A 14,677-nucleotide genomic window follows, 5' to 3' on the forward strand; every position below is an offset into this window, starting at 1 on the left:
AAACATATTCAGGCGATTTGTCATCATTTAATCACAACGTTTTGTTCACCGAGCAGCTCTTTTAACTGGAAAATGACAGCATGATCTGCATGAACTTTGTATGCATCTGGAAGTCTCACTGTCTTTTTTTGCTTCTCATAATACAAATAGACATCTGCTTCTCCGCTGTGCATCGAGATCACCCGCTTTACTTGCTCTAGCAGCTCCTGCGTATGATTTTCTTCTTTCACCCGAATGTAGACAGACTCTTTTCTTTGCGTGCCCATCTCTTCAAGCAGAACGGCTTCTTGCACGATGATCTGGCTGCTGTCATTTCTGACATCTATTCTGCCTTCAACATAAAGCATGGCGCCCTCCTCAAGTAAGGGGGACAGCTTTCTAAATTGCTCTGGAAAGACGACGCCTTCCATTTCTCCCGTTTCATCCCCAAATGTGACAAATGCCATCGATTGTCCATTTTTTGTTCGAATCGATTTCACTTTTGTCAAAAGACCACCCATTGAGACCCTTCGCTTTATATAGGAAGAAAGTCTGATGATTTCCACTGCACCATTCTCTCTTAAGCGATCTCGGTACGCTTGTACAGGATGATTTGATAAATATAGTCCAAGTGCCTCTTTTTCAAATTGCAGGAGATCGACAAGCGGCAATTCTTCTATCTCCGCATATTTTGGCTTAATGGAGAAGGTTGTATCCCCCAGAAAGTCGAGCTGATCATCTGGATTTAAAAATGACACGTGGTCTAATGCAATATCTATTGATGCCAATAACGAAGCACGATTTGGATAAAGTTCATCCATCGCCCCTGAAAAAATGAGCGCTTCAATCGTTTTTCGGTTGACACTCTTTACTGATACTCTTGCGCAAAAATCAAATAAATCTTCAAACGGCTTTTCCTGTCTTGCCCTGTATATATCCTTTACAGCTGACACTCCGACATTTTTGATCGCTCTTAAGCTGTAGCGGATCTCCCCTTTTTCAACCGTAAATGGAAATTCACTCTTATTAATAGAAGGCTTCAACACAGATATCCCTTTTTCCTTTGCCTCATAGAAATATTGAGCGACTTTGTCTTCATTTCCAATCACACTCGTTAAAAGTCCGCACATAAAATATAACGGATAATGCGCTTTTAAGTAAGCAAGCTGAAAGCCAATCATGCTATATGCAACAGCATGGCTTCTATTAAAACCATAGTTTGCAAATTTGACGATTAAGTCATAAACGTCATTTGCAATGTTAACAGGATACTCCTTTTTTAGGCATCCTTCAACAAAATGGCTCCGCTCTTCATCAAGGACCTTTTTATCCTTCTTCGAAACGGCTCTTCTTAATAGATCTGCCTCGCCAAGCTGAAAGCCTGCCATCTTCGCTGCAATCAGCATGATTTGCTCTTGATAGACGATGACGCCATATGTGTCTTTTAAAATGTCATACAAATCAGGATGCGGGTAAGAGACCTTGACTCTGCCGTGCTTTCGGTCGATAAAAAGCGGGATATTCTCCATTGGACCTGGGCGATAGAGGGCATTGACTGCCACGATGTCTTCTAAACTAGAGGGCTTCAAGCGTCTCAGCACCTGACGCATCCCTTGTGATTCAAGCTGGAAAATCCCAGTTGTATCTCCCGCTGATAACAATTCAAATGTTTTCTGATCTTCATATGAAATGTCACTAAAGTTAATGTGGACGTTTTCCTGTCTTTCAATCTGGTTTTTAATGGATTCAATTAAGGTTAAGTTTCTTAGTCCTAAGAAATCCATCTTTAAAAGCCCGAGATCTTCTAAATAATTCATCGCATACTGCGTTAAATACACACCATCATGGCCGTCTTGAATAGGAACGATCTCTGTCAGCGGCTCCTCGCTCAGCACAACGCCGGCTGCATGTGTCGAGGTATGTCTTGGCAAGCCTTCAACCTTTAAAGCAGTTTGAAAGACTTGCCTGAGCTCTTCGGACTGCTGGAGCATTGTTTTTAATTCAGGAGATGCAGTGAGCGCTTCTTTCAGCGTCGTTCCTGGCTTTGATGGAATCAGCTTTGCGAGACGGTCCGCTGCTTTTGAATCAATCCCCATCACACGTCCGACATCTCTTAAGGCTGCTTTTGCTGCAAGGGTTCCAAACGTGACGATTTGCGCCACATGCATGTCTCCGTATTTGTCTTTTACATAAGAAATGATTTCATCTCTTCTCGTATCGGGGAAATCAATATCAATATCAGGCATACTGATTCGCTCAGGATTTAAGAAACGCTCAAATAACAGACCGTGACGGAGCGGATCAACATCCGTAATAAACAGTACATAGGCAACAAGTGAGCCTGCTGCCGATCCCCGTCCTGGCCCTGTGACAATGCCTTGGTCATGGGCATACTTCATAAAATCCCACACGATGAGAAAATAATCACTGAAATTCATTTTTTGGATAATGCTCAGTTCATACTCAAGCCTTTTCACATACGCGTCATTTGAAGCAATCTTTCTTTGCTTCATCCCTTCTGTACACACTTTGCGTAAAAACTGATCTGCTGTTGATTGATCAGGGGTCGGATAGGATGGGAGTTTTGTCTGCCCAAGATTTAAATCGACTTCGCAGCGATCTGCAATCTCCACCGTTCTTGTCAGCAGCTCCATATCCTGCGTATACCATTCCTTCATTTCTTCAAAGGTTCTGAAATGCTTTTCTGCTCGGTCTTCCTCAACCTCAGGTAGCTGCTGCCCTGCTTTAATAGCCTTTAAACACGTATAGGCCGTTTTGTCTTCCAGGTTGATGTAGTGGACATCTCCTGTCGCAACAAGAGGAATGTCCGCACTTTTTGAGACGTCCCTCAGTTTACCGGCAAGCGATTCGTCTTGCTGAAATGGCTGAAGTGCGATGTACACATGTCCCTCACCGAAAATATGTTTCAATTGCTTCGCCGCATCATGCGCTTCTTCTATCTGATCATGCTGAAGCAGCGTTTCAATGTAGCCGGAAACGCCTGGTGTGATGGCAATGAGCCCGCGGTGATAGCTTTTCAACCATTTCTCTTTCAGTCCAGCTTTTGATTTTGATTTCAGCACACTGCTGATCTTGATCAAATTTTGGTAGCCTTCATTGTTTTTGGCAAGGAGTACCAAGGGATAAGCCTCTGTCTCTTGTTCATCTATGAAGACAGAAGCTGTTAAACCGATGACCGGCTTGATGCCATGTTTTTTACATTCCTTATAAAATTCAACCGTTCCATACATCACATGGTCATCGGTAAGAGCAAGCGCCTTGCAGCCAAGTTCTTTCGCTTTCAGCACGAGCTCCTTTACTTTTGCTGCACTGCTTAATAAGCTGTATCCACTGTGGACCTGAAGATGAACATAAGACATGCTTAATCCACTCCTTTCGTCTAAAGTCATTCTTTCATTATAAAACGCGATGCGATGAGAAACAAATGTTCTTTCTTTTCTGTCCGTTCATACTTGTCCCGCACGCACCATATATTGAATAGAGTGAGGTGGACCAAAATGGATGTGAAGGAAGCTTTTATTCCAAATTTTATTAGCTGTTATTTTATTGCACTTGGGGTCATTTTGGGTGGTGCCATTATAGGCGGTGTTGGTGCTTATTTGTCTGGTCAGCCGCCTTTATCCATTATTACGAGTCTTGCCAACCGTTTAAAGATTTGGGCACTTGTCGCAGCTATCGGCGGAACGTTTGATGCTGTTTATAGCTTTGAACGAGGCATTTTTGAAGGGAACACGCGTGATATTTTCAAACAGATTTTATTAATTGTTTCTGCCATGGGCGGTGCGCAAACGGGTTATCTTATTATCACGTGGCTCACACAGGAGCATGTGTCATCATGAGGGTACCGGAGCTTTACAAACGTCCAGGCTGGCAGCGTTTTTTTGCGGGGATGATGTTTGGCGCGATTGTGAGCTGGCTCATTTTCCTCTTTACATACGGAACCTTTCAGGAAAAGCAGGTGACACTGCTGAGAAGCCAGCAGCACCATATGGACAGTCTGAAAGAACAAATCACACTCTATCGGGAAGATTTGCATAAGTTAAATGAGGATAATAAGAAGCGGCTGCTGATCCAAAGCGTAGATGTCCATCTCGTCAATCGTGAGCAATATAAAATCCCAGAGCCAGATACGCTAAAATTTGAAGATCAGGTCAAGGAGGATATCTCAGAGGTTATTACAAAGGATATTGAAAGTGTCTATAAAACAAAGGAATTATTAAAACGCACGGTCGAAAACAAAGAATATACCATTCGGGAAAAGGCATACCGCGCCAAAGTGACGGAGCTGACGATCTATACGAAGCTTTCACTTGAAGTGCGCATTTCATTTGCTGAATAAATGATCATGTGGAATTTTTATGAATTTCTGCCCTCAATGATCGCTTTTCCCCCTTAATTTTTATACACTAAAAGTAGAACGAGATCTAAAACAGAAAGAGGTGAGGACAATGGAGGTTTATAGCTATCGTCAAATGGCACGAGACAAAGCAAGCCGGATCAAGGACGGCATGTGTGCTTATGCTGAGACAGAAATGATGGCTCATTTAATTAAAAAAGAATTAAAACATCAAAATCTCCAAGCCTATGAAGATTCAACTGACATCGGCTGCTGGTTTATCCCTGTATGCAAGTAACCCTTTTCTCCATGACAAAAAAAGAGAGAGGGGACTTGAAGCCCCCCTCTCTCATGATGATGATTTACATACTTCTTCTAAATCACGCAAAATCTCATCTGCCACGGCCCAATCATAAATAGACGCACCAGCTGCAAGCGGGTGGCCGCCGCCATGATATTTTTTCGCAATGGTATTAATGACGACGCCTTTCGAGCGGAATCTAACACGAATCTGATCGTTTTCTTCCACAAAAAAGACCCATGCCTTAATCCCTGCAATATTTCCAAGTGTCCCAACAAGCTGTGAGGCTTGCTGCGCTGTCGTTTGGAACGATTCCAAAATATCCTGCTTAATGAAAACAGAAGCGACCCCATTCTCTGACAAAGAAATATGTTGAAAAATATAGCCATTTAATTTCACGACATTCAGATCCGTCTCATACAATTGATTGAAAAGGTCTGAAGATGAAAATGGATATTCAATCAGTTCTCCAGCATATTTGAGCGTCTTTTTCGTCGTATTTGGGAAAAGGAAGCGGCCTGTGTCTCCTACAATGCCGGCATAAATGAGTTCAGCCGCCTTTGTATTCAGCTGATATCCTTCTTCTTTCCCCTCTAAATACAATTCATAAATCATTTCGCTCACAGAGCTTGCCTCTGTATCTACCCAAAGCAAATCACCATAAGGATCTTCATTTGGATGATGGTCAATTTTCATCAGCTTGTCGCCCATTGAATAGCGCTGATCGTCAATTCTTGCTTGATTGGCTGTATCACAGACAATGACAAGGGCATCTTTGTACACGTCATCCGGCACCTCATCAAGTTCATACAAAAATGAAAGGGTTGGCTCCGGGGTTCCTGTTGCATAAATATTTTTTTCTGGATAGGTGGCACGCAAGATTTCCGTAAGGCCGCACTGCGATCCATACGCATCAGGATCTGGTCTTACATGTCTATGAATGATGATGGTGTCATATAATGATATGGTTCTAATCAGTTCTTTTTTCATAAAAACTCCTTCTTATCCGATACTCTTTTTATTATTAAATCATAATCTATCCTGACGGAAAAGTGAGGAATAGACAATTTATTCTAGTAAGCAAGCCTATTTACGTTTAAAATAGGGTTGTAACCACTTACAATGGAGGCTTGGCACATGCTTGTTTTGATTGTGTTTATTATTTGTTCTGCCATGTTTTATTTATACTACAAAGCAAAGAATGTCCGTACGAACCGCCCAGTCGAAAAGAAATTCTGGTCGGCGAAATCCAGTATGGCACTTGGCTGCTTTGTCCTGCTCTTCGGTGTGAATCAATTATTTTTAAACCGCTCGTCACTCGCATTTGTCATTGGATTTATTTTTGTTGCTGTCGGTATCGGCAGTACGTGGGCTGGATATAAAGCCTACAAGCATTACCTTCCACTCTTTTTAAAGGAAGGCGAAAAAGATCACGCATAATAAGAGAGAAGGGCTAAAATGATGCTTATTTTAGCCCTTTGTCTTTTTCATCATCGCCCTTTTATGATTATCCTCTCTCCATGAGCTGCACCATCAGCATCGCTTTACCAACGATATTCGATTGATGATAAACCTCTACTTCCAGCTTTCCAAACTTGCGTCCTACTTCTAAAATATTTGGCTTAATCTGTATCGTGGATTCCATTTGAACCGGTTTTAAGAAGTAGACAGAGAGACTTTCGACAATCAGCTCTCCTTTTTTATGAGACTTTAAGAAGCGGTTGGCGGATTCAATTAAAATTTGCGTGAACACGCCATATGAAATGTTTCCGAGCTGGTTTGTCATTTGTGGTGTGACCTCATATTGATACACGGCATCTGCCTTTGGTTTTTCTGTATCGGTCTCTTTAAACCCTCTTGAGACAACATCATCCAGTTTTTCTCCGACCTGCGGCTGCTTTTGAATCATTTGAAGCGCCTTCAGCACGTCCTGACGGCTGATCATTCCAATCAGTTTCGCATAATCATCTACAACTGGCAGCACCTCAATGCCTTCCCATACCATCATTTGAGCAGCAGAAGCGACAGAGGTTTTGCCAATGACTGTCAGCGGGTTTTTCGTCATCACCTTCTCAATCGGTGCGGAGCGGTCATGCCCTGCGATATCCTTTGAGGTGAGAATGCCGTGAATTTTCATTTGGTCGTCTGCGACCGGAAAGCGGCCGTGGCCAGTTTCATAGTTCTTTTCATACCATTTTTCAAGCTTATCATCTGGTGATAAATACACCGTTCGTTCTATCGGCGTTAAAATATCTTCCACAAGCACGATCTCTTTTTTTATGAGTTGATCATAAATGGCCCGGTTTATGAGAGCTGCTACGGTAAATGTATCGTAGCTTGTCGATAAGATCGGCAGCTCAAGCTCATCTGCGAGCTGAATGATTTCATCATCTGTTGAGAAGCCGCCCGTGACCAGCACAGCTGCTCCTGCCTCTAAAGCTTGTCTGTGGGCATTGATCCGGTTTCCGACAATTAGCAGATTGCCAGCTGCCGTATAGCGCATCATCGCATCAAGCTCCATCGCTCCGATGACAAATTTGTTTAATGTTTTATGTAAGCCCGCTCGTCCTCCAAGCACCTGTCCGTCAATCACATTGACCACTTCTGCATATGTCAGTTTTTCAATATTTTCTTTTTTCTTCTGTTCAATTCGAATGGTACCAACTCGTTCAATGGTACTGACGAATCCTTTATTTTCGGCATCCTTGATGGCCCGGTAAGCGGTCCCTTCACTCACTTTCATTTCTTTCGCAATACGCCGGACAGAAATTTTCTCTCCGACTTCTAATGAATCAATATACGATAAAATTTGTTCATGCTTTGTCGCCAATCCCGTTCACCCTTTTTGTTTTCAGCGTTTTCATCTAAGTTTCATTATAAGGGCAGGAGGCTTTTAATAGCAATTTGTCTTTTTTTCAGCGCGATACATGTAAACAAAAAAAGCCGGCATTTGAGTGCCGACTTTCAGGTTGTTGACAAAGGGCTAAAATGATCTTGATTTTAGCCCTTTGTCTTCTTTTCAGCGTGATAGAAAACCTTTGCATTCTAGGAAGGACGAGCACCGGAACAGAGCGAATTTGACATTCGTGAGTACCGGCGCGCAGGACTGACACCGAATGCGAGGGTTTGTCTACACGCTGGAAGCCAGCATTTGAGTGCCGGCTTTTTGCTATGTTGATTAAATCTCTATCGATTCTCCGCTATTTAACACATGACCGACGCCGCCATGCAGGCTGTCTGCAAATGCATGTGGGTCCTGCTCAATCGGCGGGAATGTGCTGTAGTGAATTGGCACGACTTGCTTCGCCCGAAGCCATTCGGCTGCGATTCTTGCATCGTCCGGTCCCATCGTGAAGTTATCACCGATCGGAAGAAATGCAAGCTCAATATGATTCAGCTCACCGATCAGCTTCATATCTGAAAAGAGTGCAGTGTCTCCGGCATGATAAATCGTTTTGCCCTCTGCAGTAAATAAAATACCTGATGGCATACCTGTATACGTAATCGTTTTTGCATCTTCATCAATGATAGCAGAACCATGGAACGCTTGAGTGAGCTTCACTTTACCAAATTCAAACTCACGTCCGCCCCCAATCGAAAGCGGGTGCGTTTTCACCCCTTGCCAGCTTAAATAAGTGGCAAGCTCGAATGGCGCAATAACGAGCGCATCATTGTTTTTAGCGATTTCAATGGTGTCACCGACGTGATCTCCATGCCCGTGCGTGAGCAAAATGACATCCGCTTTAACATCTTGCGGTTTGATATCTGTGTGCTTATTTCCATTTAAAAATGGATCAATCCAAATATGGTATCCGTTTGTTTCAATGTGTACGACTGAATGTCCGTGATATGTAGCTTTCATGTGAGTATATCCACCTTTCGAATTTGATCTCATTTCATCTATTCCCTGTATAAAAAACTGAAAAACTTAATGTCTGTGAATGACGTTAAGACCACCTGTTGCTTCAATAACAGTTCCTGTAATCAGATCAGAGCGGTCATCGCATAAAAAGGAAATGATGCGACCGATATCTTCTCCAGTACCAGATCTGCCAATCGGCGTTTCATCGTCTTTCATCTGGCGTGCTTCTTCTATTGTCGATTCTTTCATGTTACCAACTATTTTGCCTGGACAAACCATATTGGCAGTGATGCCGTTTTCTGCTTCTTCAATCGCAATGGTTTTTGTCAGTGACGCCAGCCCCACTTTTGCTGCTCCGAAGGCTGATCTGTGCATCCATCCTGGCGCATGGTCTGCACCTTGGAAGCCATATGTGACAATACGGCCGAAGCCTTGCTTTCTCATCATTGGGATGACCATACGGAACAAATGGAATACAGCAGATAGGTTGCCTTCCATCATTTGATACCATTCTTCCTCGGAATAATCCGCTAGCTTTTTTCGTTCAAAAATATAAGGTCCGGCATTGTTAATCAGAGCATCGATCCGTCCAAATCGCTCGGTTGTCAGCTCGACCATGTTCTTTAAATCTTCTTTGTTTGTCACGTCACCTTGGACAAATTGAAGCTTTTCTTCATATTCCTGCAATTCTTCTTTCATCTGCCGCACAGCTTCATCATCACTTCGATAATTGACTGTCACAGAATACCCCATATTCAGTAAAGACTCGGTGACTTTCCTGCCAAGTCCCTTAGAACCCGCTGTTATTAATGCGTGTCGCACACAATCTCCTCCTAAAGCAAAGGTTGCAAGTTCATGTGTTTCTTATCTTTACTTTACTATAAACCGGCTCCCTTCGCACTTTTGAACCCCTTATCAATGCGGGTAAAACAGTATAGGGTGATTCATCCACTTTTTCAAATCCCATGAGCCATGGATATCAAGAAGTAGCGAAACAAAACGATAGAAGGCGTTCCTTCTACTTTTTCCATGACATCATAATGTCTCCCCGCCTTCTTCACTTTACGAACAACTTCCGGAATATGAAAGGAATTCGTATGAGCCAGCTTTTCATTGATTTGATCGAGATGCTCTTGTCCCATAACGGCATTTACCCCATAGACCATGTTGATCCCATATACAAATTCACTTTCTTCTCTTGCAGTTTTTTTGTCATGTAAGGAGATCAGCCACACATCATTAGCCCGTCCTTCATATCGTTCTCCTACCGTTTCAACTGCTACGATGGGCTGGTCAAACAAAGCCTGAAGCGTTTTCTTCATGAACTGCTGTCACTCCCTCTTCAGCTTAACACTGGTATGTTTTCAAACTTCTCTAATGATGATCAATCTCCTTTTCCCATGACAAAAAACCATCCGTATCAACGAATGGTTTTGGTCAGTTACGCTAGGCAGGCTTTTGCTTTTTCTAAAGCGAGTTGAATTTGTTTAAATCCAGTTCCACCTGCGCTTGTTCTTTTTTCAACAGCAACATATGGATCAAGAACAGTGTAAATATCTTCTTCAAAAAGATCGCTCGCTTCTGTAAATGTCTCAAACAGAAGATCACTTAAGTAGATGCCTTTTTGAATGCATGTATACACGAGCTTGCCAACGATTTCGTGTGCTTCACGGAATGGCATGCCTTTTTTCGCAAGGTAGTCTGCCACTTCGGTCGCATTTGAGAAATCTTCTTTCGTTGCTTTTTTCATGACATCTTCGTTCACTGTCATTGTTTGAATCATGCCTGTGAAGATTTGCAGGCTGCCAGCAATTGTTTTGACTGTATCAAACATGCCTTCTTTATCTTCTTGCAAGTCTTTGTTATACGTAAGCGGCAAGCCTTTCATAATGGTGAGAAGCCCCATCAGGTTGCCATACACACGCCCAGTTTTCCCGCGGATCAATTCTGCCATATCCGGGTTTTTCTTTTGCGGCATCATGCTACTGCCTGTTGCATATGTGTCATCAAGCTCAATGAATTTGAATTCTTGAGAGCACCATAAAATAATTTCCTCACAAAGACGCGAGAGGTGCATCATGACAAGGCTGCTATTAGACAAGAACTCTAAAATGAAATCCCGATCACTTACGCCATCAAGGCTGTTTTCGTAAATATGATCAAAACCAAGCAGCTCCGCTGTATATTCACGATCAATCGGGAATGTCGTTCCTGCTAGCGCCCCGCATCCAAGTGGTGAGACGTTAATTCGCTTCAAAGAATCTTGGAAACGCGCCTTGTCACGCTCTAGCATCCAGAAATAGGCGAGCATATGATGCGCAAAGGAAATAGGCTGTGCACGCTGCAAGTGCGTATATCCTGGAAAAATCGTTTCAACGTGCTGTTCTGCCTTTTCTACAAGCACCGTTTGAAAGGAAGAGATCAGTTCAATGATATGCTCGACTTGGTTATTCAAATATAAATGCATATCGGTGGCAACCTGATCATTCCGGCTTCTCGCTGTATGCAATTTGCCGCCAAGCGGACCAATCTCATCAATGAGCATTTTTTCAAGGTTTAAATGGATGTCCTCATAATCCACTGAGAATTCGAGTTCATTTGCCTCTGCCTTTTTCATGAGCGTATTCAGTCCATCTTTAATGGCAGCGGCCTCGTCATCGCCCAGGATATCGCATGTATTCAGCATACTTGCATGAGCAAGGGAGCCGGTCAGATCTTCTTTGACTAATTGTTTGTCGAAATGAATGGACGCGCCAAACTCATCGACCCATTTTTCTGGTGTTTTTTGAAATCGGCCTCCCCAAAGCTTTTTCATGCTTTAACCTGCTCCTTTTTATTCACGATGCTGTTTACTTTTGTTGGTAAGCCCCAAAGGTTAATAAATCCTACCGCTGCATCATGATCGAATTCATCTGCTTTTGTGTAAGTTGCTAGATTTTCATCATAAAGTGAATATGGTGATTTACGTCCTTCTACAATGGCATGGCCTTTAAATAGTTTCACACGTACAACACCTGTTACGTTCTTTTGCGTTTCTTGTAAGAATGCATCTAGTGCTCCTTTAAGTGGTGAGAACCATAAGCCGTTGTATATTAATTCAGCCATTTTTTGTTCAACGATTGGCTTAAAGTGTGCGACTTCTTTCACTAGTGTTAAATCTTCAAGCTCTTTATGTGCTTTTAGAAGTGTGACAGCACCTGGGCATTCGTACACTTCACGAGATTTAATGCCTACAAGACGGTTTTCAACGTGGTCGATTCTGCCAACCCCATGCTGACCAGCGACTTCATTTAAATGAAGGATGAGATCAGATAATGAATACTGAATACCATCAATAGCTGTTGGTTTTCCTTTTTCAAACGTGATTTCAATGATTTCAGGTGTGTCAGGTGTTTTTTCAAGTGGCGTCGTTAAATCATATGCTCCTTCTGGCGGTGCAGCCCAAGGGTCTTCTAAAATGCCGCACTCGTTACTTCTGCCCCAAAGGTTTTGGTCGATTGAATATGGGCTGTCTAAGTTAATCGGAATTGGAATACCATGTTTTTGTGCATAATCGATTTCTTCATCACGAGACCATTTCCACTCACGCACTGGTGCAAGAACTTCTAGGTCTGGATTCAACGCTTTAATGGATACTTCAAAACGGACTTGGTCGTTTCCTTTTCCAGTACATCCGTGCGCAACCGCTACTGCATTTTCTTTTTCTGCGACTTCCACTAGTTTTTTTGCAATAAGTGGACGAGATAATGCAGATACAAGCGGATATTTCCCTTCATACATCGTGTGTGCTTGTAAAGCAGTTAGTGCAAATTCCTCTGCGAATTCTTCTTTTGCGTCAATCATGTAAGACTGAACCGCTCCGACTTGAAGTGCTTTTTGTTGAACGAATGCTAAGTCTTTTCCTTCACCTACGTCTAGGCAGCAAGCGACGACTTCGTATCCTTGCTCTTGTAACCATTTAACTGCAACAGAGGTATCAAGACCTCCGGAATATGCTAATACGACTTTTTTATTTTGTGACATGATTGAAAAGCTCCTCTCACTTGTTTTGATTCTGTGAATGTTTTTGCATAAAAATAAGTTTTAATTTATAAACATGCATTTAGTATGTATACACTGTAACAAGGAAAAATTGTTTTTTCAACCCCTTTATGAAAAAAACTCTGCCAATTTTTCTTGGCAGAGTCATTTTGGGCTATTTTTGATCTTTTTCAAGCTCTCGTAAAACGTGAGGAAGCTCTGGAATGATGAGTTTTGTCATGGCTAAACGAACAGCTCCAGTAGAGCCTGGTGTGGCAAAGACAGCTTTTTGATTGACGACCCCAGCCGCTGCCCGGGACAACATAGCGGCTGAACCAATGTCTTCTGTATAGCTTAGCATGCGGAAGATTTCTCCGAAGCCAGGCAGCTCCTTCGAGAAAAGCGTGGTGATCGCTTCAATGGTGACATCTCTTGCGGCAATTCCTGTGCCTCCGTTTAACAAGACGGCATCTATTTTTGGTTCGCTTGTTCCCTCTAGCACAGCGTCTTGGATCGCCCCAATGTCATCTTTTACAATATCGTATGCAAGAATGAGATGTCCCTGTTCTTTGAGCAAATCAATCATTAGACGGCCGCTTTTATCTGTTTCTTTCGTTCTTGTATCACTGACCGTAATGACTTTCACATAAAGCCTCGTTTTCGCCTCACGTTTATGTTCTGTCACGCTCATTTTCGCACCGCTCCCTTTTGCTTCGTATTGGACAACATTATAGCATGCTGCTTTTAACAGAAAAAAGCTCTTTTCCTTTTTGGAAAAGAGCTTCTTCATTTTGATTACGCTAAGCGCATAACGTCTCTTGCAATCATGACTTCTTCGTTCGTTGGAATGACGATCACTTTCACAGGAGAGTGCGGATAGCTGATGAATGCTTCTTCGCCTCTCATGTTGTTAAGAGAAGGATCCCAGTAAACGCCCATGAATTCTAGACCACGAAGGACACGTGCTCTTACTTCTGAACTGTTTTCACCGATTCCAGCTGTGAAGATGATCGCATCTACGCCATTCATTCTCGCTGCATAAGAACCGATGTATTTATGAATACGGCTTGCAAAAATATCAAGAGCTACTTCTGCACGGTCGTTTCCTTCTTCTGTTGCTTCTTCGATATCACGAAGGTCACTTGATAGACCAGACACACCTAAAAGACCACTCTTCTTATTCAAAGTAGAAAGTACTTCTTCAGCTGTATGTCCTGTTTTCTCCATAATAAATGGAATAAGGGCAGGGTCAATGTTACCTGAACGTGTACCCATTGCAACACCCGCAAGCGGCGTGAAGCCCATTGAAGTATCGATTGATTTTCCACCTTCAACTGCTGCGATACTCGCACCATTTCCAAGGTGACAAGAGATCAAACGAAGCTCTTCAAGAGGACGGCCTAATAGCTCTGATGCACGCTCTGTTACGAACTTATGGCTTGTCCCGTGGAATCCGTATTTACGAATACCAAAGTTTTTATAGTAGTCGTACGGAAGGCTGTATAGGTAAGACTGCTCTGGCATTGTTTGGTGGAAGGCTGTATCGAACACAGCAATCGCTGGTACGTCAGGCAGAATTTGTTTGAATGCTTTGATTCCTACAACGTTTGCAGGGTTGTGCAGTGGTGCTAGCTCTGAAAGCTTATCAATGTCATTGATGACTTCATCAGTTAAAAGAACAGAGTCGCTGAATTTCTCTCCGCCGTGAACAACACGGTGTCCTACGCCATCAATTTCATTAAAGTCTTTGATGATGTTAAATTCAATTAGTTTTTCAAGCAGCATTTTAACCGCTACTGCATGATCTGGAATATCTGTGACTTCTGTTTTCTTTTCTCCATCTACAGAAATCGTGAAGATACTGTTGTCCATTCCGATTCTTTCAACAAGACCTTTTGTTAAAACGGTTTCTTCTGGCATGTCGAACAATTGGAATTTAAGAGATGAGCTTCCTGCGTTGATTGCAATAATTTTAGACATTCTTGTCGCTCCTTTTACTCAGTTGTTATATAAGGTTTCACGTTTTTTCCGGTGCTATATTCAACCTGTTTGACGGGTCTTTTATAGTTTAACGATTAGTCCGAAAAATATCTGACTTTTTCATTTAAACATTGAAAACTTTGCATTTCAAGTGCACCTTCGAACTGTTATCGCTTAC

The 14,677-nt window shown here is 42.5% G+C and carries 14 protein-coding genes; 4 read left to right on the forward strand and 10 right to left on the reverse strand.

The window, feature by feature from the left end; all coding sequences use genetic code 11:
• Nucleotides 1-23: 23 nt before the first annotated feature.
• Nucleotides 24-3,359, reverse strand: a complete 3,336-nt coding sequence (gene dnaE / locus MHI11_RS14745; protein ID WP_340961340.1) for a DNA polymerase III subunit alpha — start codon at nt 3,357-3,359, stop codon at nt 24-26.
• Between the two features lie 138 nt (nt 3,360-3,497).
• On the opposite strand from dnaE, the gene MHI11_RS14750 reads away from it, so the two are divergent.
• From MHI11_RS14750 to MHI11_RS14760, 3 genes are all read left to right on the forward strand, one after another.
• Nucleotides 3,498-3,839, forward strand: coding sequence for a YtrH family sporulation protein (locus tag MHI11_RS14750; RefSeq protein ID WP_034661856.1), 342 nt, complete (start codon nt 3,498-3,500; stop codon nt 3,837-3,839).
• Nucleotides 3,836-4,339 (forward strand): sporulation membrane protein YtrI, encoded by a 504-nt coding sequence (ytrI, locus tag MHI11_RS14755; protein WP_003216226.1) that lies wholly within the window; start codon nt 3,836-3,838, stop codon nt 4,337-4,339. Before MHI11_RS14750 ends, ytrI begins: the two co-directional genes overlap by 4 nt.
• 109 nt (nt 4,340-4,448) lie before the next feature.
• Nucleotides 4,449-4,634, forward strand: a complete 186-nt coding sequence (locus MHI11_RS14760; protein ID WP_003216400.1) for a hypothetical protein — start codon at nt 4,449-4,451, stop codon at nt 4,632-4,634.
• A 51-nt stretch (nt 4,635-4,685) separates the two neighbouring features.
• On the opposite strand, the gene MHI11_RS14765 is transcribed toward MHI11_RS14760, so the two are convergent.
• The gene (locus MHI11_RS14765) at nt 4,686-5,627 is read right to left on the reverse strand and encodes a DHH family phosphoesterase (RefSeq protein WP_044139298.1); all 942 of its coding nucleotides are present in this window, start codon (nt 5,625-5,627) and stop codon (nt 4,686-4,688) included.
• A 147-nt stretch (nt 5,628-5,774) separates the two neighbouring features.
• On the opposite strand from MHI11_RS14765, the gene MHI11_RS14770 reads away from it, so the two are divergent.
• On the forward strand, nt 5,775-6,077 hold the full coding sequence (locus tag MHI11_RS14770; protein WP_003216665.1) for a YtpI family protein: 303 nt from the start codon (nt 5,775-5,777) through the stop codon (nt 6,075-6,077).
• Nucleotides 6,078-6,144: 67 nt separating this feature from the next.
• On the opposite strand, the gene MHI11_RS14775 is transcribed toward MHI11_RS14770, so the two are convergent.
• The 8 genes from MHI11_RS14775 to MHI11_RS14810 form a co-directional block, all read right to left on the reverse strand.
• A complete protein-coding gene (locus tag MHI11_RS14775) occupies nt 6,145-7,467 on the reverse strand; it encodes a CBS domain-containing protein (RefSeq protein WP_340961342.1) in 1,323 nt (440 codons plus the stop codon).
• Between the two features lie 348 nt (nt 7,468-7,815).
• On the reverse strand, nt 7,816-8,499 hold the full coding sequence (locus tag MHI11_RS14780; RefSeq protein WP_321999455.1) for a metal-dependent hydrolase: 684 nt from the start codon (nt 8,497-8,499) through the stop codon (nt 7,816-7,818).
• A gap of 66 nt (nt 8,500-8,565) precedes the next feature.
• Nucleotides 8,566-9,321 (reverse strand): SDR family oxidoreductase, encoded by a 756-nt coding sequence (locus tag MHI11_RS14785; protein WP_340961345.1) that lies wholly within the window; start codon nt 9,319-9,321, stop codon nt 8,566-8,568.
• Between the two features lie 134 nt (nt 9,322-9,455).
• Nucleotides 9,456-9,821 carry a hypothetical protein gene (locus MHI11_RS14790; protein WP_340961347.1) on the reverse strand — a complete coding sequence of 122 codons (366 nt, stop codon included), beginning with the start codon at nt 9,819-9,821 and terminating at the stop codon, nt 9,456-9,458.
• Between the two features lie 119 nt (nt 9,822-9,940).
• A complete protein-coding gene (gene argH / locus MHI11_RS14795; protein WP_340961349.1) occupies nt 9,941-11,314 on the reverse strand; it encodes an argininosuccinate lyase in 1,374 nt (457 codons plus the stop codon).
• Complete coding sequence (locus tag MHI11_RS14800; protein ID WP_340961351.1) at nt 11,311-12,522, reverse strand: argininosuccinate synthase; 1,212 nt, start codon at nt 12,520-12,522, stop codon at nt 11,311-11,313. The genes argH and MHI11_RS14800 overlap by 4 nt, the downstream gene beginning before the upstream one ends.
• A 172-nt stretch (nt 12,523-12,694) precedes the next feature.
• Nucleotides 12,695-13,210 carry a MogA/MoaB family molybdenum cofactor biosynthesis protein gene (locus tag MHI11_RS14805; protein ID WP_340961353.1) on the reverse strand — a complete coding sequence of 172 codons (516 nt, stop codon included), beginning with the start codon at nt 13,208-13,210 and terminating at the stop codon, nt 12,695-12,697.
• 104 nt (nt 13,211-13,314) lie between these two features.
• The gene (locus MHI11_RS14810) at nt 13,315-14,499 is read right to left on the reverse strand and encodes an acetate kinase (protein WP_044139304.1); all 1,185 of its coding nucleotides are present in this window, start codon (nt 14,497-14,499) and stop codon (nt 13,315-13,317) included.
• Nucleotides 14,500-14,677 lie beyond the last annotated feature (178 nt).

It is taken from the genome of Bacillus sp. FSL K6-3312 (genome assembly GCF_038007485.1).
Classification (GTDB): Bacteria; Bacillota; Bacilli; order Bacillales; family Bacillaceae; genus Bacillus; species Bacillus pumilus.

Excerpts from the sequence above, each read along its gene's own strand:
- ytrI (WP_003216226.1), top strand. The coding sequence starts at position 3,836 with ATGAGGGTACCGGAGCTTTACAAACGTCCAGGCTGGCAGCGTTTTTTT.
- MHI11_RS14805 (WP_340961353.1), bottom strand. The coding sequence starts at position 13,210 with ATGAGCGTGACAGAACATAAACGTGAGGCGAAAACGAGGCTTTATGTG.
- MHI11_RS14770 (WP_003216665.1), top strand. The coding sequence starts at position 5,775 with ATGCTTGTTTTGATTGTGTTTATTATTTGTTCTGCCATGTTTTATTTA.
- MHI11_RS14750 (WP_034661856.1), top strand. The coding sequence starts at position 3,498 with ATGGATGTGAAGGAAGCTTTTATTCCAAATTTTATTAGCTGTTATTTT.
- MHI11_RS14810 (WP_044139304.1), bottom strand. The coding sequence starts at position 14,499 with ATGTCTAAAATTATTGCAATCAACGCAGGAAGCTCATCTCTTAAATTC.
- argH (WP_340961349.1), bottom strand. The coding sequence starts at position 11,314 with ATGAAAAAGCTTTGGGGAGGCCGATTTCAAAAAACACCAGAAAAATGG.
- MHI11_RS14780 (WP_321999455.1), bottom strand. The coding sequence starts at position 8,499 with ATGAAAGCTACATATCACGGACATTCAGTCGTACACATTGAAACAAAC.
- MHI11_RS14765 (WP_044139298.1), bottom strand. The coding sequence starts at position 5,627 with ATGAAAAAAGAACTGATTAGAACCATATCATTATATGACACCATCATC.
- dnaE (WP_340961340.1), bottom strand. The coding sequence starts at position 3,359 with ATGTCTTATGTTCATCTTCAGGTCCACAGTGGATACAGCTTATTAAGC.
- MHI11_RS14790 (WP_340961347.1), bottom strand. The coding sequence starts at position 9,821 with ATGAAGAAAACGCTTCAGGCTTTGTTTGACCAGCCCATCGTAGCAGTT.
- MHI11_RS14800 (WP_340961351.1), bottom strand. The coding sequence starts at position 12,522 with ATGTCACAAAATAAAAAAGTCGTATTAGCATATTCCGGAGGTCTTGAT.
- MHI11_RS14760 (WP_003216400.1), top strand. The coding sequence starts at position 4,449 with ATGGAGGTTTATAGCTATCGTCAAATGGCACGAGACAAAGCAAGCCGG.